Source organism: Serratia sp. CY33525, from assembly GCF_052169115.1.
Taxonomy (GTDB): Bacteria; Pseudomonadota; Gammaproteobacteria; order Enterobacterales; family Enterobacteriaceae; genus Serratia; species Serratia sarumanii.
This window is the reverse complement of record NZ_JBJNLK010000011.1, coordinates 122647-146307: the sequence shown is the minus strand read 5'-3', so window position 1 is coordinate 146307 and position 23661 is coordinate 122647. Positions and strand designations below refer to the sequence as shown.

23 protein-coding genes and 1 pseudogene are annotated in these 23661 nt (G+C 53.7%); 22 read left to right on the top strand and 2 right to left on the bottom strand.

The features are described from left to right. From ACJ8IM_RS22115 to ACJ8IM_RS22095, 5 genes and pseudogenes are all read left to right on the top strand, one after another. A pseudogene (locus tag ACJ8IM_RS22115) lies at positions 1-544 on the top strand (hypothetical protein); the annotation flags it as partial. Between the two features lie 159 nt (positions 545-703). Then, on the top strand, positions 704-1090 hold the full coding sequence (locus tag ACJ8IM_RS22110; protein ID WP_308317506.1) for a hypothetical protein: 387 nt from the start codon (positions 704-706) through the stop codon (positions 1088-1090). Positions 1091-1162: 72 nt separating this feature from the next. Next, complete coding sequence (locus ACJ8IM_RS22105) at positions 1163-1420, top strand: hypothetical protein (RefSeq protein ID WP_049234898.1); 258 nt, start codon at positions 1163-1165, stop codon at positions 1418-1420. Positions 1421-1526: 106 nt separating this feature from the next. Next, positions 1527-2078 (top strand): terminase small subunit, encoded by a 552-nt coding sequence (locus ACJ8IM_RS22100; protein WP_308317505.1) that lies wholly within the window; start codon positions 1527-1529, stop codon positions 2076-2078. Further along, the gene (locus ACJ8IM_RS22095) at positions 2075-3547 is read left to right on the top strand and encodes a terminase (RefSeq protein ID WP_308317504.1); all 1473 of its coding nucleotides are present in this window, start codon (positions 2075-2077) and stop codon (positions 3545-3547) included. Before ACJ8IM_RS22100 ends, ACJ8IM_RS22095 begins: the two co-directional genes overlap by 4 nt. 75 nt (positions 3548-3622) lie before the next feature. Here the strand turns inward: ACJ8IM_RS22095 and ACJ8IM_RS22090 are convergent, their stop codons facing one another. Continuing rightward, positions 3623-3994, bottom strand: a complete 372-nt coding sequence (locus ACJ8IM_RS22090) for a Gp49 family protein (protein WP_121513947.1) — start codon at positions 3992-3994, stop codon at positions 3623-3625. A gap of 338 nt (positions 3995-4332) precedes the next feature. On the opposite strand from ACJ8IM_RS22090, the gene ACJ8IM_RS22085 reads away from it, so the two are divergent. From ACJ8IM_RS22085 to ACJ8IM_RS22010, 16 genes are read left to right on the top strand one after another with little or no spacing between them, the layout of a single operon-like run. Continuing rightward, a complete protein-coding gene (locus tag ACJ8IM_RS22085; RefSeq protein ID WP_239505497.1) occupies positions 4333-4536 on the top strand; it encodes a hypothetical protein in 204 nt (67 codons plus the stop codon). A gap of 2 nt (positions 4537-4538) precedes the next feature. Then, entirely contained in the window at positions 4539-6224 is a 1686-nt protein-coding gene (locus ACJ8IM_RS22080; RefSeq protein ID WP_075685980.1) for a portal protein, read from the top strand. Then, complete coding sequence (locus ACJ8IM_RS22075; RefSeq protein WP_308317503.1) at positions 6221-6520, top strand: Bbp19 family protein; 300 nt, start codon at positions 6221-6223, stop codon at positions 6518-6520. The genes ACJ8IM_RS22080 and ACJ8IM_RS22075 overlap by 4 nt, the downstream gene beginning before the upstream one ends. Next, positions 6486-6752 (top strand): head fiber protein, encoded by a 267-nt coding sequence (locus ACJ8IM_RS22070; protein WP_308317502.1) that lies wholly within the window; start codon positions 6486-6488, stop codon positions 6750-6752. Before ACJ8IM_RS22075 ends, ACJ8IM_RS22070 begins: the two co-directional genes overlap by 35 nt. Before the next feature lie 10 nt (positions 6753-6762). Next, positions 6763-7473, top strand: a complete 711-nt coding sequence (locus ACJ8IM_RS22065) for a peptidase (RefSeq protein ID WP_308317501.1) — start codon at positions 6763-6765, stop codon at positions 7471-7473. Positions 7474-7479: 6 nt separating this feature from the next. Next, entirely contained in the window at positions 7480-8463 is a 984-nt protein-coding gene (locus ACJ8IM_RS22060) for a major capsid protein (protein WP_100396667.1), read from the top strand. Positions 8464-8516: 53 nt separating this feature from the next. Then, a complete protein-coding gene (locus ACJ8IM_RS22055) occupies positions 8517-8963 on the top strand; it encodes a Bbp16 family capsid cement protein (RefSeq protein WP_308317500.1) in 447 nt (148 codons plus the stop codon). 11 nt (positions 8964-8974) lie between these two features. Then, on the top strand, positions 8975-9424 hold the full coding sequence (locus ACJ8IM_RS22050; RefSeq protein ID WP_308317499.1) for a hypothetical protein: 450 nt from the start codon (positions 8975-8977) through the stop codon (positions 9422-9424). A gap of 39 nt (positions 9425-9463) precedes the next feature. After that, positions 9464-9787 carry a capsid staple protein gene (gp10, locus tag ACJ8IM_RS22045; RefSeq protein WP_033648874.1) on the top strand — a complete coding sequence of 108 codons (324 nt, stop codon included), beginning with the start codon at positions 9464-9466 and terminating at the stop codon, positions 9785-9787. Beyond that, positions 9787-10395 (top strand): hypothetical protein, encoded by a 609-nt coding sequence (locus ACJ8IM_RS22040; RefSeq protein WP_308317498.1) that lies wholly within the window; start codon positions 9787-9789, stop codon positions 10393-10395. The genes gp10 and ACJ8IM_RS22040 overlap by 1 nt, the downstream gene beginning before the upstream one ends. Further along, entirely contained in the window at positions 10395-12896 is a 2502-nt protein-coding gene (locus ACJ8IM_RS22035) for a hypothetical protein (RefSeq protein WP_308317497.1), read from the top strand. The genes ACJ8IM_RS22040 and ACJ8IM_RS22035 overlap by 1 nt, the downstream gene beginning before the upstream one ends. Further along, positions 12896-13369, top strand: a complete 474-nt coding sequence (locus tag ACJ8IM_RS22030) for a hypothetical protein (protein ID WP_308317496.1) — start codon at positions 12896-12898, stop codon at positions 13367-13369. Before ACJ8IM_RS22035 ends, ACJ8IM_RS22030 begins: the two co-directional genes overlap by 1 nt. Then, entirely contained in the window at positions 13362-13931 is a 570-nt protein-coding gene (locus ACJ8IM_RS22025) for a virion core protein, T7 gp14 family (RefSeq protein WP_308317495.1), read from the top strand. Before ACJ8IM_RS22030 ends, ACJ8IM_RS22025 begins: the two co-directional genes overlap by 8 nt. A 9-nt stretch (positions 13932-13940) precedes the next feature. After that, the gene (locus ACJ8IM_RS22020; RefSeq protein ID WP_308317494.1) at positions 13941-16697 is read left to right on the top strand and encodes a hypothetical protein; all 2757 of its coding nucleotides are present in this window, start codon (positions 13941-13943) and stop codon (positions 16695-16697) included. Beyond that, a complete protein-coding gene (locus ACJ8IM_RS22015) occupies positions 16697-20086 on the top strand; it encodes a hypothetical protein (protein ID WP_308317493.1) in 3390 nt (1129 codons plus the stop codon). The genes ACJ8IM_RS22020 and ACJ8IM_RS22015 overlap by 1 nt, the downstream gene beginning before the upstream one ends. A gap of 6 nt (positions 20087-20092) precedes the next feature. Then, entirely contained in the window at positions 20093-20389 is a 297-nt protein-coding gene (locus ACJ8IM_RS22010) for a hypothetical protein (RefSeq protein ID WP_308317492.1), read from the top strand. An 85-nt stretch (positions 20390-20474) separates the two neighbouring features. On the opposite strand, the gene ACJ8IM_RS22005 is transcribed toward ACJ8IM_RS22010, so the two are convergent. Further along, positions 20475-20723: a hypothetical protein gene (locus tag ACJ8IM_RS22005; RefSeq protein WP_050438967.1), complete on the bottom strand. Its 249-nt coding sequence runs from the start codon at positions 20721-20723 to the stop codon at positions 20475-20477. Between the two features lie 186 nt (positions 20724-20909). Here ACJ8IM_RS22005 and ACJ8IM_RS22000 point away from each other — a divergent pair, with 186 nt between their 5' ends. Further along, positions 20910-23654, top strand: coding sequence for a hypothetical protein (locus ACJ8IM_RS22000; protein ID WP_308317491.1), 2745 nt, complete (start codon positions 20910-20912; stop codon positions 23652-23654). The last annotated feature ends 7 nt before the right edge of the window (positions 23655-23661 follow it).

Below are 23661 nucleotides of genomic sequence, written 5' to 3'. Positions count from 1 at the left end.
GAAAATCGCTGTGGCGTCAGGCCTGCGGGCGCGGGATGGGCGTAATGTAGTGGCCGAGGCAATCTACGCCGAAGTTGTCGAACCATTGCTGGCGGCTAACCGGGAGGCGCAGCCGGTGGCTCTGGACGTCATTGCGCGATTCAAGGACTGGAACACCGGGTTCCCGGTTGAAAAGTTCAAATCTGACTACGTTATTGGCTGGGTGCTAGCAAACTATTACGCCCCGCCAGCGCCAGCAGTTCCAGATTTTGAGGCGTGGTTTGTTGAAAAATATAAGCAGCCAGAGCGCCTGGTTAAAAATGAAGATGGCACCTACAAGTTCTCTGGCGTTCAGATGGCTTTTTCTGCGTGGAACGCCTGCCGCGCCGCAATGCTGGCTCAACCTGTAAGTAGCGGTTACACGTTGCCGGATGGCTTCAAACTCATGCCGCTGGAAATGACCGACGAAATCGGCGAAGCCATCGCCATGGAAGCTCGTTGCTGCGGTGGGATTGCTCTATGCATCTACGAAGCTGCGCTGGCAGCAGCGCCGGGGGAATCATGAAACGAACGGCGTATGTGTTTCTTGTCCTGGTGCCAAACATAGCCTACTGCAAAACAGTGGGATTTACAGGCATGTGCATGGAGAAGGTGGGGAGCAAGCTGCGGCTACATTGCTTGAGGCGAATAACTCGTGTGATGGATAAAGTGCCGGAGGATTGGAATGGCTAAGAGCGATGAACAACGCAAGGCTGACGCGCGCGACCGTAAGCGCGCCCAGCGCCAACGCGAAAGAGAAGCGGCGAGCAGCGCAGCTGTAAGCGGCCGGCGCCGGATTACGTTCGAGGTGAGCGATCACATCTTCGAGCAGATCAAGGCCAACTGTAGTGCGCGTCGCCCTGGGAAAGAACCGTATAGCGTTGATGAATACTTCGAGTTGCTGGCGGTGCAGGACATCAACCAACTGAAGCGCCAGCTTGCTGAACTGGCTACCCATAAATGCCAGTGCGGTGAATCGATGCCTGGACCTGCCGGCGGGTGTTACCGAAATGGTGAAGCGGTGTGCGGGCAGACACAGATCTGGCGAGAGCTGATGCTCAAGACGCTGTAGCCGATTGCGGAAAATTTGACTCATCTGGTCTAAAATATTACTGTCCATACATACAGTATTTGCGGGTGGGTTATGAGCAAGAAAGCAGACATTTATCAGGTGGTCTACAGGGGAGAGTGGCTGCAGCAGTTTGTTCCAGGTGGATGGGTTTTCTTTCAACGTAATATCGAATATGGCGGTGGCTATTGGCTTGGCAGGACATACGAGAATGTCTTCATGATCGAGTATGAGCGGCCGGTTTCGCTTAACGAGGGAATCCAGTTTATCCTTGCGATAATGGCGATAGAACGCAACTCGCCGACATTTGACGATGACTTCGAGCTAGTGTGACGTGTCACACAATAGAGCGTGACAATGAAATAAGGTCACACATGATAAAACCGCCGCTTGGCGGTTTTTTACTGCGTGTTATGATATTACCCGGGAGGTAATTTTTATGGCGAGATACGGTAAACTTAACGCGCAGATGGAACGCTTCTGCCAGGAATACATCAAGAACCCGGACAACCAGACCGCAGCGGCGGCGGCGGCCGGTTATAAGAATGCAGCCGTGTCTGCGTCCCGAAATATGGATAGCCCGAAGGTTCAAGAACGCATCGCGGAACTGATGAAGCATCGCAATAAGCGCACCAAGATAGACGCTGACTACGTTCTCAAGCGGCTGGTGGAAATCGATGAGTTGGACCTTGCCGATATCATGAACGATGATCTGACGCTGAAACCACTGAGCGCGTGGCCGAAGGCGTGGCGACAATTCCTGTCTGGCGTGAAGGTGGCGGAACTGTTCGAAGGCCAGGGCGATGACAAGCAGATGATCGGCGTGCTCAAGTCAATCAAGTGGCCTGACAAAGTGAAGAACCTTGAGATGATTGGTAAGCACGTCGATGTTCAGGCATTCAAAGACCGGGTGGACGTCAATGTTAACGTGACCCTGGCCGATCGTATGGCCAACGCCCGCCGGCGCGCACTGGAGAAAAATACCAAGTGAGTGATGACGAAGAGCTACTCGAGCAGCAACTCGTTGAGGATATCGCCAGCTTCACGCATGACCCTCACGGCTACGCGCTCTATGCGTTCCCGTGGGGCGAGGAGGGAACCGAGCTGCACGACTCAGCCGGGCCGCGTCAATGGCAGGGTGAAGCATTCGATGAGATTGGCGCCCACCTTCAAAACCCAGCTACCCGCCACCAACCGCTGCTAATCTGCCGCGCTTCGGGGCACGGCATCGGCAAGTCAGCCTGGATCTCAATGCTGGTTAAGTGGGGCATGGACACCTGCGAAGACTGCAAGGTGGTGGTGACCGCAAACACCGAGAACCAGTTGCGCACCAAGACCTGGCCGGAGATCGCCAAGTGGCAACGCCTGTCTATTACCTGCGACTGGTTTAACTGCACGGCTACCGCCATCTATGCCAACGACCCGGCGCACGCAAAATCGTGGCGCGCGGACGCAGTTCCGTGGTCAGAGAACAACACGGAGGCCTTCGCAGGCCTGCACAACAAGGGCAAACGCATCATCCTGATTTTCGATGAAGCATCCAACATTGCGGATCTGGTGTGGGAGGTTGCCGAGGGCGCGCTTACCGATGAGGGAACAGAGATTATCTGGGTGGCATTCGGCAACCCTACGCGGAACATGGGACGATTCCGTGAGTGCTTCCGCAAGTATCGCCACCGCTGGAAGGGTAAGCAGATCGACAGCCGCACAGTGGAAGGCACCAACAAAGAGCAGATCGCCAAATGGGAAGAGGACAACGGCGAGGATAGCGATTTCTTCAAAGTGCGCGTGCGCGGGATATTCCCTGACGCCTCTGAAACGCAGTTTATTCCCACAGGCCTTACTGATGCAGCGTTGACGCGTGTGGTTACAGAGCGCGATGTGGCGCACGCACCGACAATCATCGGTGTCGACCCAGCATACTCCGGCGCTGACGACGCGGTGATCTACATGCGGCGCGGACTTCATGCGAAGCTTCTATGGCGTGGAAATAAAACAACCGATGACCTGATTATGGCTAAACGCATTGCCGACTTCGAAGACCAGTATCACGCTGATGCTGTGCATATCGACTTTGGCTATGGCACTGGCCTGCACTCAATCGGAAGCGGCTGGGGGCGTTCATGGACACTGGTGCCATTCGGTAGCGCGTCGAGCGACCCGCAGATGCTGAATAAGCGCGGTGAGATGTATAACAATGCCAAGACCTGGTTAAAGCTTGGCGGCGCGCTGGATGAACGCGAGACAGCAGAGGATTTATCAGCGGCTGAGTACAAAGTTAGGACGGATGGAAAGATAGTGCTGGAGCCAAAGGAACAGATTAAAGAACGGTTAGGGCGATCACCGGGTTGCGGTGATGCATTTGTGCTGACGTTCGCTTATCCGGTTACGAAACGCCAGCATGCTCTACCAGGCGAGAAGCGCGGCGGGGCCGTAACAGACTATGATCCCTATGCGTGATGTTTTTGCAGAATATCGAACTGCCTAAATTTCTCAGGTGGTTGACATAAAAAAGCCCGCATTAGCGGGCTGTTGTTATTTGCCTTCGTGCAGCCTCTGTTTGAGCAGATAGCCTTCCAGCGCCCAGATTTTTTGCACGGCGTTGGCGCGGGCGATCTGCATGCCGATTTCGGCGTCGAAGTTCTCCGGGCTGGCGCAGGCGCTTTCACCGGTGACGGTGAATCCGTTGCGCAATACCAGAACGCAGAATGTTAGCAGGTGTAATGCGTCCGGCGTTGCCAGTGGGTACGGGTCATCATGGAAATTATCAGCGGCTGATTTATCGTAGCCTTGAGCGGCAGTGAAAAAATGCTCACTAGCGATAACGCTCTCGATATGGTCAGGCGTAACGCGCGGCGCTGTTTTGCCTTTGGCTTGGATTTCCTGCTCGATTTCTTTGTCGTTCATCGAATGATTCCTCGTTAAAAAAATGCCCGCGCAAGGCGGGCTAAATCCTACACACAGCATTTCAGGTTGATAACGGTCACGGCTATCGTGAAACACCATCCACCAAGTTCCGACACCCCCTACAAGTGTTTGCACCTGATTAAGTTCGGATGATGCTTCGCGATAGCTCATCGAGAGCACCGATACCAGTTTTATACTGTGTAGTGTGATAGAAGCTGGCTCGGCTTACGCCCTCAATGATTACCATAAAGGTAATTTGTTTTGATTATAACGTCAACAAATTAGTCAAAATAATTCTCATGTGGTTTAATTGGTAATTATTTTGGAGGGTTACGCGCATGTGCATGAGTTCGCCGAAGGTTTCAACGCCACCGCAGCCACAGGCAGCGCCGCAAGCGCAGGATGCTGCAGTGATTGATGCTGCCGACAAGGATAAGGCTCGACGCCGTGCAGCCGCTGGCCAACAGTCGACAATCCTTACCGGTGCGCAGGGCGCCACAGGCCAAGCCAGCACCACCGGCAAAACTCTGTTGGGTGGCTGATCATGGCTGAGCAGGAATCCCGCAAGCAGTTTCTTGAAAAGCAGCTATCTCAGCTCGTAACCGCGCGGACGTCGTATGACTCGCATTGGAAAGAGCTGAGCGATTTCATCCTGCCAAACTGCGGACGATTCCTGACAACCGACGCCGGGCGCAACAAACGCAACACCAAGGTTGTTGACCCTACCGGCGGGCTTGCTTCGCGCACTCTTGAATCTGGCATGTTGTCCGGCATCACTAGCCCGACGCGCCCGTGGTTTTCTCTGAGCACTCCAGACAAGCAACTGATGGATAGCTGGCCGGTCAAGATGTGGCTTTCTCAGGTCGTCGAATTGATGAACGACGTGATGAACAAATCAAACTGGTATCAGTCCCTGACGGTGCTCTACCGCTACCTTGGCACGTTTGCCACCGGTGCGATTTCCATCCTGGAAGATGAAGAGGATGTGATCCGCACGCATGTGCTGCCGATCGGGAGCTACTACATCTCGAACAGCGATCGCCTGCAGGTCGACACTGTATTTCGCAAATTCTCCATGACCTGCCGCCAGTTGGTGACGAAGTTTGGAAAGGAGAACGTGAGCGATGCCGTGGCATCCGCATGGGATACCGGCTCGTTTGAAACGTGGTTCGAAGTCGTGCATGCCGTATTGCCGAACACCAACCGTGACACTGGAAAGCTGAACGCGAAGAACAAGCGCTTCAGTTCGATTTATTACGAACCAGGCGGCTCCGGCGACAAACTGCTGAGCGAGTCGGGTTTCGATGAAATGCCTATCTTGGTGCCGCGCTGGGACATCAACGGTGAGGATGCATACGGCTCATCATGCCCTGGCATTCTGGCTCTGGGTGGCGTTAAGGCACTGCAACTTCAGCAGAAGCGAAAAGACCAGGCAATCGACAAGCTGGTTAACCCGCCAATGATGGCGCCAAGTTCGATGAAGAATGAACGCCTGTCGTTGCTGCCTGGCGATGTTTCCTACTACAACGGCGCCGGCGACACGGCTGGATTCAAACCGGTTTACGAGATTAACCCCCGCATTCAGGAACTGCTAGGCAGCATTCAAGACGGGCGCCAGCTTGTTAATGAGTGCTACTTCGTTCCGCTGTTCAACATGTTCAGCAACGTAAACACCCGCAGCATGCCGATCGAAGCGGTCAACGAGATGCGCGACGAGAAGATGTTGCAGATCGGACCGGTGCTCGACCGACTGAACGATGAACTGCTGGACCCCGCTATCGATCGGATTTTCAACATCATGATGCGCCGCGGCATGTTGCCACCGCCTCCGGATGAACTGCAGGGTCAACCACTGCGCGTGGAATACACCAGCGTGATGGCGCAGGCGCAGAAGTCTGTTGGCATCGGCTCTATTGAGCGCTTTGTCGGATTCATCGGGAATATGGCTGCAGCTGGATTCCAGCAGGCCGCTGACAAACTTGATGTTGACCAGGCGATCGATGAGTACGGCGACATGCTTGGCGTGCCTACGACGATCACCAAGTCCGACGAGCAGGTGCAGGCAGAGCGCGAGCAGCGCGCGCAGCAGCAACAGGCAGCGCAGAGCCTGCAGATGGGCGCCGGTGCCGCGGATATCGCGAAGACTCTCAGCCAATCAGGAACTGCAGACCCTAACTTACTGACCAGCATTCAGCAGGCTATGCAGCAAGGCCAGGGGGCGCAGCAATGATGACTCGCGAGCAGCTTCAGCAACGCCACGCTGACGACGTTAAGAAGGTGATGGCAACAGGAAGTGGTCGCCGTTTTGTGTGGGGGCTTCTCGATCAGGCTGGTGTGTTTCGCATCTCATTCACCGGCGAGGTCAACAGCACAATTTTCAATGAAGGTAACCGCAATTCGGGGCTGGCGCTATTCAACGATGTGTTGAAGTTCTGCCCTGAACTGTACCTAAAGATGGCCGCCGAGGCCGAGAAAGACAGAGAGGCTAATCATGGCAACACAACGCCAGAAAGTGATCCGGAATGACGGCGGCGTGCAAGTCGTTAAGGTTCTGAGCGGCGGCGGTTCTTCCGTGGCTTGGGGAGACATCACCGGCAAACCAACCACATTCGCGCCGCCGGCGGCAACCGATTCTGTAGTCGGCGGCGTGAAGCAGGCTGCAACACAAGCTAACTCAACCGCAACCGATGTGGCTGGGCTGGTAACTGACGTTAACGCTCTGCTGGCCAAGTTGAAGGCCGCGGGGATCATGGCTTAAGAGGCAACGCATGAACTTGTTAGAACGTTTGATGTATCGCCGTCTGTGCTCTGAAGCTTCGCCTGAAGGCGGTGATGGTGGCGCAGCCCCTGCAGCAACCGGCGATAACCCGGCAGCAGATGCCAATGCAGGTAATCCGGGGGAAGGTGACAACCCGGAAGGCGAAGGAAAGCAGGAAGGCAGCAAGACGGCCAAAGAACTCGCAGCAGAAAAAGACGCGAAAGAGAAAGCCGATAAGGAAGCTGCGGAAAAAGCGGAAAAGGATAAGAAACCCACGGCGCCGGAGAAATACGAGTTCACTCCGCCGGAAGGCCAGGAACTGGATGCCAATGCTCTGGCTGTGTTTGAGCCGATCGCCAAAGAACTGGGATTGAGCCAAGAGCAGGCGCAGAAGCTGGTCGACATCTATCCGCAGATCCAGCAGCAGCAGGCAGAAGCCTGGAGCAAGCAAGTTTCGGATTGGGGTGAGCAGGTCAAGGCCGACAAAGAAATCGGCGGCGACAAGTTCAACGCCAGTGTAGGCGCCGCGCAGCGCGCGCTGGATCAGTTCGGCAACCCAGAGTTGCGCGAATACCTGAATGCGAGCGGCCTGGGTAATCACCCGGCTCTGGTTCGCTTCTGTGCAAAAGTCGGCAAGGCGATGGCTGAAGATACCTTCGTCGTGCCAAATCAAGGCGGTCAGCGTAGCGCGGCCGACATTCTCTACGGCAAGAAGGAGTAACACCGAATGGCTATTAAAAGCACCAACGCGCTGACGCTGGCAGACTGGGCAAAGCGTACCGATCCTGATGGTAAAGTGCCAACCATCGTAGAACTACTGTCGCAAACCAACCCTGTGTTGACCGATATGCTGTTTGTTGAAGGCAACCTACCTACTGGCCACCGTACCACTGTGCGAACCGGCCTGCCTGCAGCAACCTGGCGCCTGCTTAACTACGGCGTACCATCCAGCAAATCCACCACTGCACAGGTAACAGACAGCACTGGCATGCTGGAAACCTATGCTGAGATTGATAAAGCCCTGGCTGACCTGAATGGCAATTCGGCAGAGTTTCGCCTGTCTGAAGACAATGCCTTCCTGGAGGCCATGAATCAGACTATGGCAGAAACCATCTTCTACGGTGACACTCGTATTAACCCTCAGCGATTCACCGGCCTGTCGGCACGTTATAACGACAAGTCTGCCAAGAACGCGCAAAACATCGTTGATGCCGGCGGCACCGGGTCAAACTTGACCTCTGTATGGCTGGTTGTTTGGGGTAGCAATACAGTTCATGGAATTTTCCCCAAAGGGCAGAAAGCAGGTCTGAACCATCAAGACCTTGGCGAGCAAACCCTGAAAGATCCGAATGGCGGCCAGTATCAAGGCTATCGAACCCACTACAAGTGGGACAATGGTCTGACTGTTCGCGACTGGCGATATGCCGTTCGCATTGCCAACATCGACACCACCAAGCTGGGCGCCGACGACGGTCCGAACCTGGCAAAGCTGATGGTGCAGGCTTTGCATCGCATCCCTAACCTGCAGATGGGTAAGGCTGTGTTCTATATGAACCGCGACGCGGCTGAATACCTGGACATTCAGGCAACTGAAAAAGCTTCTCTGGCGATCAGCGTTAAAGAAACCGAAGGCGTGTGGTGGACCTCGTTCCGCGGCGTGCCAGTGCGTACCTGCGATGCTCTGCTGAGCACTGAATCACAGGTTCAATAATCCCGGCTGAGCCGCCGGGTGCGGCTCTCCTTTCTCACTGATGGAGAGACAAAATGATCCTCGACTATCTGAATATGTTCTCGCAGGCGCAGGCTGTTACGGCAACCGCGCCTTCTACTGACGTTATCGACCTCGGGCCGCTGTATGCCGGTAATGATGTCCGCGATATCGGTCCTGGCTACCCGGTGGAGTTCTTCGCTCAGGTGGCAGCCAATGGCGCGGCTGGCGGTTCAGCTACCGTGACAATCAGCCTGCAGACTTCCAAGACCAGCGATTTCGCCAGTGCAACCACGTTACTGCAGACAGGGGCAATTGCAGTTGCTGATCTGAAGGTTGGTTATCGCTACGTGGCCACTGTTCCACACGGTGTGCAGCGCTATCTGCGCGTCAACTACACCGTGGGCACTGGCCCGCTGACCGCCGGTTCTTTCACTGCTGGCCTGCTGCTGGATGCTGATGCACAACGCAGCTATGCAAGCGCCTTCAACATCACTGTTTAACGGGGCGTGACATGTCACAACTGAAAATGTACCGCGTCACACGGAAGTCATTCATCAACGGGCATCTGCTGGAAGAGGGCGACACAATCGAATATGGCGGCAGGGCTGGCGACAACCTGCAGCTGATCGATGGTGATGGCAATCTGCTGGAAGAGGGCGACACAATCGAATATGGCGGCAGGGCTGGCGACAACCTGCAGCTGATCGATGGTGATGGCAATCTGCTGGAAGAGGGCGACACAATCGAATATGGCGGCAGGGCTGGCGACAACCTGCAGCTGATCGATGGTGATGGCAATCTGCTGGAAGAGGGCGGCGGCGACAGCGACGACAGCGCGAAGCTGGCCGCACTGCAGCAGCAGTATGAAGAAATCTTCGGCTCCAAGCCGCACCACAAAGCGGGCATCGCCAAATTGTCAGAAGAAATTGAAGCCAAGCGCAAAGAGTTAGGCATCAACTAACAAAGGGGCTTCGGCCCCTTTCTTTCCTGGAGTCCTCGCATGAAAACCGTAAACCTCAAGATCGGCACAGACACCTACGAAAGCGAAGGCGGAAAGCCGGAGACTCGCGACGAATATCCGTGGGGGCTTCGATTCACGCTGAACAATGACACATTGGAAAAGCTGGGGATCCAACTGCCAAAGGTTGGAGAGTCACTGACAATTGGCGGCCTGGCTAAAGTGCTGTCTGTCTCCACCCGCACCGAAGGTGATAAAGCCGAAAGCAGCGTTGATCTGCAGTTCACCGATATTGGCGTTGAGCCGGCGGCCGCGCCGCAGCGTTCTGCTGCCGACACGCTTTATGGCGACGCAGGAGGCGAGTGATGGCATCCGTTATCCAGATCTGCAACGTGGCACTTGGTCGACTTGGCAACAGCCGAGTTATTGCCAGCTTGACGGAAAAGAGCAAAGAAGCGGCGGTATGCTCGCTGTTTTATGAAGACTGCCGCGACGCGGTGCTGGCTGATTTCCCTTGGCGCTTTGCAACCAAGCGTGTGGCCCTTGCCGATCTGGATATCGAACAGCCTGATTGGCAATACAGTTACCGCTACCCGGTGGACTGCCTGCGCATTGTTGCGATCGTCTCTCCAGACGGTGAGCGCTTTATCACGCCAGAAAAGCGTGTGCCGTATGAAGTTGGTTCAGATGAGAATGGCACTGGCCGTTTGATATTGACTGACCTGCCGCAAGCATGGCTGCGCTACGTGACACGCGTCACCGACCCCAACATGTTTGACGCAGAGTTCCGCGACGCACTTAGCTGGCGCCTGGCCGCCGAAATCAACATGCAGATCACTGGCGATGCCAGTCTCGGTAATCGCGCTGAGCAGAAATACCAACTCACCATTTCATCTGCGTCAACGCTGAGCATGAATGAAACCCAGGAGCCGCCGGCGCCGTGGTCTGAGGTTTCCGACGCGAGGGCATCATAATGACAACCAGCCTCATTCAACCGTCATTTGCTGGTGGCGAGGTATCGCCAAGCCTTTATGGCCGCGTTGACCTGGAGAAATATCAGACGTCACTGCGCCGCTGCCGTAATTTCATTGTCCGCCAATATGGTGGCGTTGAGAACCGCCCAGGAACGCGCTATGTGGCGCCGGCAAAGTTTCCCGATCGCAAGTGTCGCCTGATCCCGTTTCAGTTCAACACGGAGCAGACCTATGTGCTCGAGGTCGGCGATCATTACTTCCGCGTGTTTATGGATGGCGCACAGGTTGTCTACTCATCAGGCGCCAGTGCTGGCCAGCCTGTCGACGTAACAACGCCGTGGGCCGCAGCAGATATCGACCTGCTGAAATACACGCAGAGCGCAGACGTGATGACAGTTTGCCACCCGAACTACCCACCTATGGAAATCCAGCGCTATGCACACGATGACTGGCGTACTGCAGAGGTGGCCACAGTCAGCGGTCCGTTTGCTAACGTGAACATTGATGAGTCGATCACTGTCTATGCGAGCGCGACAAGCGGAACGGTAGACCTTACAGCCAGTTCATCGATCTTCAAAAGCTGGCATGTTGGCAAGTTATTCTACATGGAGCAGAAGAACGTCGACACGGTCGGGCGTTGGGTTACCGGTGAGCAAGTTAGCGTTGGGAATATCTGCCGATACCAGGAGAACTATTATCGTTGCGTTGATGCCGGCGAGCGAGGGCATACTGGCCCGGTGGCGCCAACTCATACAACTGGTGATAGTTGGGACGGCTGGGCTGTAGCCGGTTCTGATGCCTATGGCGTCAAATGGCGTTATTTGCATTCCGGCCGAGGTATTTGCCGCATTACGGCCGTAAGCGGAGACGGGATGACCGCCACCGCCGAAGTAGTGATCCGCAAGGATGGTGAGATTGAACTACCCGGCCAGGTAGTTGGCGTCGAGTCCGCAACATACAAGTGGGCGCATTATGCCTGGAATGGTGATGCTGGCTATCCTGGCACCGTCGTTTACTTCCAGCAGCGCTTGATGTTTGCCGGATCACGCAGTCAGCCGCAAACAGTATGGACCAGCCGCAGCGGTGATTATAAGGACTTCGGCACATCAAACCCGACCGTTGATGACGATGCGATCACCTATACCTACGCCGGGCGCCAGCTCAATCAAATCCGTCATCTGATCGACGTAGGCTCGCTCGTAGCGCTAACCAGTGGTGGCGAATACAAGGTGAACGGGAACCAGCAAGGTACGCTGACCCCGTCGGCCTTTCAATTTTCAAGCCAGGGACAGAATGGCGCCAGCCACGTGCAGCCTATTGCGATCAGCAATGTCGCGCTATTCATCCAGCAGAAGGGCGGCGCTGTGCGCGACCTGGCCTACTCGTTCGATGTCGACGGCTTCCAGGGTTCTGACCTGACCATCCTAGCTAACCACTTCTTTATCGGATACCAGATTACCGATTGGGCGTTCTCCATCACGCCTATGTCGATCGTTTGGTGTACACGCAATGACGGCGCTCTGTTGGGATTAACCTACCTGCGTGATCAGCAGGTAGCGGCATGGCACTTACACCCAGGAGCCGGCCACTATGAATCAGTGTGCAGCATCGCCGAAGGAAACGAAGATGCGCTCTATTGCGTGGTTGAACGCACCATCAATGGCCAGCAGCGACGCTATATCGAGCGTATGCAGAGCCGCCTATACGATGTGATGGATGATGCCTTTTTCGTTGACTGTGGCCTGACGTATGACGGCAGAAACCATGACGCCAGCAAAACCATGGCGCTTACCGGTGGCGCAGGTGACTGGCCATACGATGAAGAGATGACGCTGACGGTGGCCGGCGCCAGTTACTTCACTGGTGGCGATATTGGCAGCGAAATCCACATGCCTTATGTCGAGGATGATGTAAGCAAGGTGCTTAAGTTGCTGATCCGTTCGGTCGCAAGTGGAAACCAGGCAACCGTTACCAGCAACCGAAATGTGCCGCCGCAGTTCCGTGGTGTCCCGGTCAGTGACTGGAGCATGGCGCGCTCTACATTCGCAGGGCTTGATCACCTCGAAGGCCAGGCTGTGAGCATTTTGTCAGATGCCAACGTTGAACCGCAGAAGGTTGTCAATGCTGGCGCCATTACGCTGGAGAAGGCTGGCTCCGTAGTGCATGCAGGACTGCCGATCGCCGCAGTCATTGAAACGCTGGACGTTAACCTGAACGGCAACGAAACACTGCTGGATAAGAAGAAACTCTTCACGGCCGCATCGTTGCTGGTGAATGAATCTCGCGGTGTGTTTGCTGGTACGCCCGGCGGTGAGATGTACGAATACGCGCAACGCAACGATGAATTTTATGATGACCCGGTCGAACCGAAGACGGGAACCATTGAATTACAATTGGATGCCAACTGGAGCAAGAACGGCCGGCTGATTGTGGAACAGAACGACCCGCTGCCGATGACCATTCTCGCGGTTATCCCGCGCGTAACCGTAGGAGGAATTTAGTGCGCAAGGTTGAAGTTATCGAAGCCACCTTGGAACACGTTGCGGCGCTCTTGCCGCACGTTCGCCAGGCTGACGCCGATGAGTTCGAGGCGATGAGCGGCAAGACGCCAGCTCAGGTTCTTGAGCTGGCGCTGCGCACTTCTGCATTTGCTTTCGCTGGGCTGATCAATGGCGAGGTTGTGACCATATTTGGCGTGGCGCCACGGTCAATGATAACCGGTTCCGGGGTTCCGTGGCTGGTGGGTTCTGACCTGCTTGAAAAATACCAGGCCACTTTCACCCGTCGGTGCCGGCCAGTTCTGCGTCTTTTCCTGCAGCACTACCCAGAGCTGGAGAACTATGTCGACGCGCGCAATACCGCGGCGAAATGCTGGCTGCACTGGCTGGGGTTCACCATCCATGAAGCGAAGCCCGTTGGCCGTGCCGGGCTTCCATTCCACAGATTTGAAATGAGACGAGGTGATCATGTGTGAGCCAACCACGATTATTGCAGGTGTTTCTCTTGCAGTTGCTGCAGTAAGCGCATATGGGCAAGTTCAGCAGGGACGGCAGCAGGCAAAGATCGCCAACGCCAACGCAGATGCGCAAGAGATCGCCGCGCTCGACACGATTAATGCCGGCAATGCGGAGGCTGCACAGCAGCGACAACAGACTCGACAGTTACAGGGCCAGCAGGCAGCAGCATTCGGCGCCGGCGGAACCGACATGACCAGCGGAAGTGCGCTGAATATCTTCGGTGATACGGCGGCCGGCGGACAGCTTGATGCTCTAACTACCGTCAATAACGCAGAGCGCCAGGCGGCTGGCCTTAACTTCCAGGCTGGTGTTAGTCGAGCTCAGGGGCAGATCGACAGCAACGCGGCAAACCTTGGAGCAGCAACGACAATCCTGAATTCCTCACTTACCGCATATGGCGCTTATAAATCGTCAGGCGCGCTGGATAAGCCAGCTACCAAAGCCGGCAGTGGTTCCAGCAACAACATGTTTAGCAATGCCCGCAGCAGTCGCTACGGCTCTAACGCATTCACGTTTTAAGGGGGAATGATGCCTACAGTACCGGTATATCAGCGCCAATCGCAATCACAAGCGGCGCCGGTTAATACGCAGGATTTGCGTATCCCCAAAGACAACGCTTTCACTGCGCTGGCAGACGTTGGTTCTAATGCGTTGGGAATTTATCAGCAGCAGCGGGAACGCGAAGATCTGGCTTTCGCTCAAAACGCCCTGATGCAATTCAACCAGCAAGCCGATGACCTGATGAATAACCCTCAAACTGGGTTACTAACCAAGCAGGGCGCCAACGCTATTGGGCAGAGCGAACAGGTAGCAAGCCAGTTAAGCCAAATGGCCAGCACGGCTTTTGACTCCATTCCTGATGGCCCGGTTAAAGAACGTTTCCGTAATCAATTCACCGCCGCCGGCCAGCCTATTGCCAATCGTGCGCGCCAGTACGAGATCGGCCAGCGTCAGCAATTCGAAGCAGGTCAGCAGCAAGGGCTTTTGGCAAACTTGCAGCAGCAGGCTGAAAACAGCTTCGACAGCAACGAAGGATTTGTAAATGCCAACCTGCTGGCCAGAGAGCAGATCATGGCATATGGCCAGGCACACGGACAAAGCCCGGAAGAAATTGAAGCCAATTGGGTAAGCTTCCGGGAAAACTCTGCCAAGTCCGCCTTGAATGCTCAGCTTACTGCTGGCCGCTATGATCAGTTCTTGGCAAGAAATGGCGAGCCGTCAGACGTGGGTGGCGTGTCTCGATTCGCTGCGCATGGAAATTCATCTGCTGCGCGAGGTTTGCGAAATAACAACCCTGGAAACATTGAGTCCAGTGATAAAAACCCATGGGAAGGTCAATCTGGCAGCGATGGACGCTTTGCCAAGTTTGAGACGCCGGAGCATGGGATTAGAGCGCTGGGTAAGAACTTGCTCGCGTATCAGGCTAAAGGGTTCGATACCGTAGCAGAGATCGTTAACCGTTGGGCGCCGGCATCAGATGGAAACAACACTGATGCCTACATCAAGGCGCTGTGCGGCGCGTTGGGTGTTGGCGCCAATGATCAGGTTGATATGAGCAACCCACGAACCCTGGCAGCGTTGTGTGCCGGCATCGTGAAGCATGAGAATGGCAGCCAGCCGTACACCGATGAGCAGATCGGCGCCGGCGTCAGTGCTGCGCTTGGCCTTTCGGCGCTGGAGTCCTCAAAGCGTAGAACCGGCAATGCCGCTTTTGATGCTGCAAGCCCTGCAACTCAAGGAGCCTATTTGCGACAGGCGCAGGCTATGCAGAATGAGCAGCGAGCGTTATACGCGCAGCAGCTTGGTACATCGCTGAAAGATGCGTATTCAGCTCTTGATGAAGGGCTGCAGCCGGCGCAGTTACCAACGCAAGCAGATCTGATAAATGCCTATGGTCCAGCAAAAGGAATGCGGCAATGGCAAGACCTTCAAGACCAGCAAAGTTATGGTGGCGTAATTGGAGCAGCCAAAAGCATGTCGCCGGCAGCGCGGCAAGATCTGCTTGAGCGCTTGCGGCCAACGGATCCGAATGCATCGAATTTTGCAGCCAACCAGCAGCGCTGGGACAAAATGCAGGCGAAATTTAAGCAACTCGATGCTGAATGGGAGAAGAACCAGGGGAGTGCACGATTCTCTTCATCCTTGCAAAATAAATTCCCCTTAGACCCGAACGACAAAAACAATCAGGCGGCAGCTGATCACTACTTTGATCAGGAGGTTGCCCCCGGTTTCAATATTAACAACGCCGACAGCTTGAACCAGGTTGCAGAGATAACAACCAAATCCGGCATGCTTCCGACGCAGATTAAGACGATGCTCACCGCTGGGGCAACATCGCGCGATCCAGCTGTCGTTGTTCCTATGGCCAAGATGTACGGTCAGATTTTTGACAACAATCCGGCGGCGGCCACGGGCGTTGATAAAGGAGCAATGGCGTTCTACTCGAAAGTTTATGCCTATGACCGCGCCGGTGTGCCTGCAGAGAAAGCGGTAGATATGGCCTACAACCAGGTCTATCAGCAGGACGATCGCTTGAAGCAGATGATTAGCCAACAGGTCAGGGATAAAGACTACATCAAGGATAGAGCTACCGCGGCGCAGGATAATATCAATAGTCTTTCGCCGTCGTGGACCAGTTTCGGGGCGCCAAGCATCAGCGCCGCAGGGCAGGCTAATCAGTTGTACCAACGCGACTACCAGACCATTTACGATGCGAACTTTGCACAGACCGGCGGAGATGCTGATCAGGCCAAGGCAATGACTAACGCCATGATTAAAAAGGTGTGGGCGGTATCGACCATCAACGGCAAAGAAGAGGTGATGAAGTATGCCCCTGAAGCCGTTTATGGCGTGACTAACGGTTCAGGCAACTGGATCAAAGGCCAGTGGGAGGAAGAGAAAAAAGCTTTGAAAAGCTCCGCGTTTGGCGGCGCGCGAGATGATACCGATTTGGTTTTGGTTCCCGATGCTGTTACGCCACGCGATCAGAGTTACAGCGTTATGGTGCGCCAGAAGAACGCAGAAGGCTATGACGATGTTCGCCCGTATTACGGCGAAAATGGTATGCCGTTGCGATTCAGGCCTGAGCAAAAAACCTCGCCTATGTACAAGCAAACTATGGATATTCAGCAACAGAGGGTTGATGCGGCGCGCGCTGCTCGGCAGGAAGAAAAACAGCCGGCATTCACAAGCCAGCAAGGATATACACCGCCTGATTTTACTAAACCATTTGGCGCCGGCATTGCCAATCAACTGCCGAGCAACATCACCGCAGGAGGTAAGTAATGCCAACGTATGAGATGAATCCCGATGATCTGCTGTCTGCTGATGTACAGAGCATACCTCAGCCTGATGATAGTTCTGCATATATGGAAACGCCGTCATTGCTTTCGGCGTTCAATCCATTCACCGATAATCAGCAGGTTCAGCGCGGTCGTGACGCGGCTTTCCGAATTGATAACTCCCTGGGAAGTTTCATTGCCACTGCGCCATTCAGCCAGTTTGACAAGGTTGATGGGTATAACCCTTTCGACAATGATGCGGCCGATCTTAAAGGATATGAGGATTACGCAGACTCATTCATTGATGCCGGCTCTCCTGACGAGACGCGCGCCATAAAGCAGCGTATCGATCAGCAGATGCAGGACAGGCAATACCTTTCAGAAACTGGCGGATCCGGGACAATATCAAGCTTGGCGATGGGGCTTATCGATCCTATCAATCTGGCGTCGATGTTTGTTCCTGCCGGCGCGGTGGTTCGCGGCGGTGAGGTTGCGGCTACTGCAGGTAGGTTTGCCCTTGCCAATGCCGTCGGCGGTATCGCATCCGAGGCTGCGCTTAGCGCCACCCAGGAAACTCGGACATTGGGAGAGAGCGCAGCTAACGTTGCCGTTGACGCTATGGTTGGCGGAATACTCGGGGCTGGGGCGCAGTTGCTTGCCGGTGCCGGTCAGCGTACCGCGGTATCTCAAGCAGTTTCCAGTAACCTACGGGGCAATGATTCTCCGCAGAGCATCGGCGCGGCGCAGGTTTTCAACACAACGCTGGATCAGGAACAGCTTGCAGGTGTTGGGTTAATCAACAAAACGTTGAGCGTTAATCCTGGCGGCCGCCTGGCTCAATCGCCATCCCGCGCGTCGCGGGCAATCAATCAGCAACTGGCAGAGAACAACTATTTCTTTGCGAAGAACGATGAAGGGTTGGCAACGTTCACCGCGGCTGAAACCAAGATCAAGCAATATGATGCCATGCTATACAAGCAAATGGAGTCAACCAAGGATGCTTATCAGGCGTACAGCAAAAACATCCGCGCCGCCGGCGGTAAGCGAATGAACTTTGTTGATTTCAACGAGGCCGTTGGCATGGCTATGCGCCGCGGCGATCAGAGTGACATTCCTGAAGTGGCACAGGCTGCTACTAAGATTCGGCCAATGTTCGAAGCAACAAAGGTCCGCATGCAGGAACTTGGCATTTTGCCAGAGGATGTCGACGTATCAACGGCGCAAAGCTACCTGCCTCGCATTTATAAGTTCGACAAAATTCTCTCTGATCGCACTGAGTTCCGAGGGCGCATTGCTAACTGGATTCAGGGTATCAGTGCAAAAGGTGCTGATGCGGCCAGCGCGCGTATTGAGAAGATAGATTCTGGCCTGGCTGCAGCAGCAGAAGCAGAGCCACGAGCAAAAACATTAGCTGACGAAATTGCCGCAGCAGAGTCATGGTCTGGCCGTAAAACTGAACTTATGGACGAGGTTGGCAACAGGACGAAACTGATCGGCCAGGAGCAGGGCTTAACAGCCAGGCTGGAGAAGCAACAGGCGCAACTGGCCACAGCTAAAAATCAGAAGCTGATCACCCGGCTTAACAAAGAGGTTTCTGACTTACGCACCAAGCTGGATGACGTTGCCAGGGCAAAGGAGGAACTTCCAACCCTGCAGCGCCATCTTGAGTTGCTGGATAATCCACGCAAGCACCGCTCAGAGCTGCGCAAGCTGCAGAAGAAGGCCAACTCCACTACCAGACTGAATGCAAGCCGTGAGCGCGCGCTGAAGGCGATGGAGCCACTTTCACGAGAGGAAGCAGAGGATGCCGCAGATGAAATCATCAACAAAATTATTGGCGCGCCTTCTGGCCTGGTTCCTGCTCAGCTGCTGCCTGAAAAAATAATCGGCCGCGCTGGCTTCACTAAGAGCCGGAGCCTGCTTATCCCAGACGAACGGATTGAGGACTTTTTGGAGTCTGACATCAACCATGTCATGGAAAGCTATCTGCGCCAGGTAGGGCCGGAGATCGAACTAACCGCGCAATTCGGCAGCAAGGATATGGGGGAGCAAATCCGACAGGTATCGGAGGAATACACTCAACTGATCAAAGATGCCAAGACGCCGAAGGAACGTGCGAAGCTGGAGAAGCAACGTGAAGCTGACCTCCGCGACATTGAGGCAATGCGAGACAGGTTGATCGGTACGTATGGGGCGCCAAAGGACCCGCGGAGCTTCTTTGTCCGTGCCGGCCGTGTCGCGCGAAACGTCAACTTCCTGCGCCTGCTGGGGGGTATGACAATATCGGCCGCCACCGACTTGATGCGTCCTATCATGCAGCACGGTTTAAGCAAATCTCTGCGCCCTATGGGCGCTATGCTCCGAAATATGGCCGCGGTGAAAGTCGCAACCAAAGACCTGCGTGAAATGGCTGTCGGCCTGGATTATGTGTTGTCTACCAGAACGAAGGCCATTGCTGATCTGACTGACCCATACAGCCGACGCTCTGCTTTTGAGCGTGGACTTAACTGGGGTACGCAGAAATTTGGTAACTGGACGCTGATGAACCAATGGAACAGCGCATTGAAGTCATGGTCAGGCCTAATCGTTCAATCCCGCATCCTGGACAATGCGCAGCTGCTGGCGGCAGGGAAGGAAGTGCCTAAGAAGGAGGTCAGAAAGCTGGCGCAAATCGGTATCGACCAGAGCATGCTGCGCCGCATTGGTGAGCAATACGCGAAGCACGGTGAAGATATGGACGGGCTTCTAACTGGCCATAGCCACCTTTGGGACGACCGTGCAGTGCGTGAGGCTTTCCAATCTGCCGTATTGAAAGACGTTGACTCTACCGTTGTCACGCCAGGAGTTGGCGATACGCCGTTGATGATGAGCAATGAAGTAGGCAAGATGATCCTGCAATTCAAGACGTTCATTTTTGCGCAGCATAACCGGGTGATCGCCTCTGGCATCCAGCAGGGCGATGCATCGTTCTATCTCGGCGCCATGGGGACTATCGCGCTCGGTGCAATGGTCTACGTCATGAAGCAAAAGCTAAGCGGCCGTGATATCGACTACAGCCCGAATAACCTGGTTAAAGAGGGCATCGACCGCGCCGGTATGATCGGCTGGTTGTCAGAACCGCTGAACGCCGTGGAGAATATCAGCGGCGGCCGGTTTGGCCTTGGCGCAATGTTTGGCGCGCCGCCGGTATCCCGCTTCCAGAGTCGTAACGCAATCGGTGCTCTGTTGGGGCCAACGTTCGACATGGCCGGTGATGGGGCAGTGATCGCCAATGGTGTGCTTAACGGAGAATTTGACGACAAGCAGACACATGCGGTCAGGAAGTTGCTACCATATCAGAACCTGTTTTACATATCCCCGCTTTTGAACCGGGTAGAAGAGCAACTTAAGTAGGCGCATATGGATATAGAGCAAGCAAAATTATTTAACTCGGAATTAAATCGAGTTGAAGCATCAGCGAGAAATGGAAGGTCAATAACAGTTTTAGTTGCCGTTGGGCTTTTTGCTTACATGGTTTTTGTTGGTTTCTTTATTGATTTTGAAACTGTTTGCATAATCTTAGCGTTGCTTGGCTGTGGGGCAAATTGGACATTAAATGCAAGAAAAGCAACTAAGTACAAAGAAAGTTTGAACTCATACTGCTGGTCAAGATTCGGTAAGAGTTATGACGATGCAAAGTATAATGAGCTGTCTTAAAAGCTAACCAACCAAGACCCATCGTGGATTTATTCAAACCTGAGCAGCAGCCGGGCTAGGCCCGGCGAGATATTGACGATGGTAATTATTGTTCCAACTGGTGAGTAATAAATTGCGAATGTGTTTTGATTTGTTCCTTCATTTTTTCATTTTGTGTGACATAGTTCACTAAAGCATTCAGTTCCAGCATAGCACCGCCGATCTCTGAGCCGTCCTCATCGAGTTCCTTCAGCAGTGTTTCCAGTAGTGAAGCCTTAGCTAATCCCGCGATTCCTTCGCGCGTGTTAACGCTTTTCTCCAGCATCCTGCTGGCCGGGTAGCTGTACCTCTTCATTTCCTAATGCACCTCGCTCAGCGTGTGACTACTGTATAAATAACCATATATAAAAATGATTAGTTTAGCAATATGCGCAAGATAATTACCTTAATGGTAATAAGAATAATGTTATCACACAATTCGATTCATATAGGGTTTGTTGGTGGCTAAAATGAGCAAAAAGCACACCATCGGAGCTAAAACATGACCGTATCAACTGAAGTCGATCGCGAGGAGTACACCGGGAATGGTGTGACAACGGACTTTGATTACAGATTTCGCGTGTTCACTGAGGATCAGCTTTCTGTATCAGTTGTTGATTTGTCAGAAAATATCATCAATCTAACCCTTAATACTGACTACTCTGTCACCGGCGCGGGTCTGCGATCGGGAGGAAAAGTGAAGTTGGCCATCCCGCTTGCTGCAGGGTGGCGAATCAATATCGAGCGTGATTTACCACTCACTCAGGAAACGGACGTGCGCAACCAGGGCAACTTCTTCCCGGAAGTGCATGAGGATGCCTGGGATAAGCTGACGATGCTGATCCAGCAAACCTGGTCATTTGCATCATTGGCACTGCGAAAGCCCAACTGGTTAGCGAAGTTCTACGACGCTCAAGAGAACCGCATTTCTAACCTTGGCGATCCAATGGCTAACCAGGACGCTGCCACAAAGCGTTATGTTGACTCCGAAGTTGCAGATGCCGAGTCCGGAGCATCAGAGGCATTGGAGCAAGAACGACAACAGCGAATTGCTGCTGATATAGCAGAAGCCGCCGCGCGCCAACGCGAAGACATTGCCATAAGAAATGAGCTTGCATCCTCAAACGCGCGCAGCGTCAGGTTCCCTTATGGTGTACAGCCTCTCCCACAATCTGGAACGGCAAATAAATTAATCGGCATCAATGCTCAAGGGCAGCCGGTGGCCGTTTCAGCTGACAGTGATTCTGGTACCGATCTTTCCCTCGAACTGGCTGATCAGTCGATACCAGGCGGCGCCGGTATGATTGGCTGGAATGGAGAGACAACCGCTGACGCGCTGGCAGGTGCATTATCATGTTCGGTGTCTCGGGTTTCGGATACGGGTTGGGGCTTCGCTAACTGGCCACAAGGGAAGGCCGTGGCTATTGGCGGTCGGGCATTCATCGGCTATAACCTGGGTTCTGATCACACATCGATTAATATGGATGCGATGTGTACGTCGACACGCGACGGCCAAAACTTTAGCCAGCCTCGGCGCATTGCTGCGCATACATCAAACGAATCTGCTGCTGCGTTCTCGCTCGGCAGAGATGCAGCCGGAACAAAATTATTTGCGTTTGTTCGATTCAGAAAGGGGACGAATGATAATGCAGAAATCCGCTACGAGATTTACGAATCAGTTAACAGTGGGGTGAATTGGTCATTCATTAAGAATTTTAATTTTCTTAGTGATGCGGGTAATCCAGCCATTGCCCTACATGGATTTGAATTGACAGGTGATGGCAGGGGGATCGTTGGCTATCATTCTATTGATGGTGAGTTTGGTTGTCTGGTATTCAATACATCAACGTATGAATATACAAAAATTAAGTTGCTAGATTCATCAAACAACTTAAGTGCTGGAAATATTATTCATGTTGAGGCTAATTTCTTAAAGCGGTCTGATAGTGGTAAAATTATCATTATCTCCAGAAGTCAGTTCGCTGGCGTTCAAAAGCCGCTGATGTGGGTTGCGGAGGACAACTTAACCTCAGTTACTGGTCCTGTAGAAACTTCAGTTCCGTTTAGTGTAAACCCAGTGAGTCCGGTATTTTCACCTGATTTCACGAAGGTACTTTTTTTCTACTGCTATCGGTTCGACCAGCAAAACCCCAACGCAGAGCAGGCCGGTCTTTGGGTTTCTGAGCTTCCTGTTAATGATGCTTATAACCTGAATTGGTCTAACGCACGCACGTTTTGCCTGGTGCGCATCGCCGGTGAATATAACTTTGCTGCGGCAACTGCTGGTGTGCAGCATGCCGTTACGCTAGGCAACACGGTGCTGGTTCCGTTTGCGAGCATGGTTGAGGATAATCTAGATCGTTCAGATGTGTATTGCCTGAAGATAGATTATAACGAATCTCGTATGCAGAAAGGGGCAAGCACTCATCACTTGGGATCGCTTTCAGGAAGCCAATTTGGCGGCCGCGCAGAAATGCGACTAAATGATGTCGGCCCATTCACCCCAAGAATTCGATTCAATGGTCGATCTGTGATGGGGCTTGATGATGTTTTTAGCATTGGCACGTATGCCGCCAATTTTACGCAAGGTCTCGGTCTATATACCTATAACGGCGGCCCACAAACCCCGGCGTTATTTATTCAGCCGTATACGGTTTCATATGATGGCTCAACGGGTCCGCTGGATATTAACAGGGATCTGAGAATCCTTGCCGCAAATAAAACAATTCACCTCGGTAAAGGCGCACGAATTCGTATTGGTGGGGACACTGGTAATGTTGGGCCAAGTCTTCTTTACCATAACAATGCGAGCAACACGATCGAGATAGGAACGACGCAGAGCGCGTATAACGTGCAGATGATTATGTACTCCTCTAACGGATTTAAATTCAAACGGTCGTCATTTGCTGGCCCATCTGCTGCGGTTAATTTGATACTTGAGGATAGCAGCGGATCGCAATCTGTTATTTCTGGCGGTGGGTCAGTTAGCGGTATTGCATTCAGCACGCCTGGGGCGTCGCAAGGCGTAAAAGTTACCAATGCTGGCGGGTTAACTTCAATCAGAGATTTAACACCGGGTAATTTTCTCGTTGCAGAACTCCCCGCCGGCCAAGATAAGGGGGCTTTCGTGTATGCGAGAAACGCGAGGAAGGCTGGTGAATCAGCTGGTTCCGGGACTGGCTGCCCCGTGTATTGGGATGGTTCGGCCTGGAGAACATTCTACGACAACTCAGTCGCTGCGGCTTAATCAACGC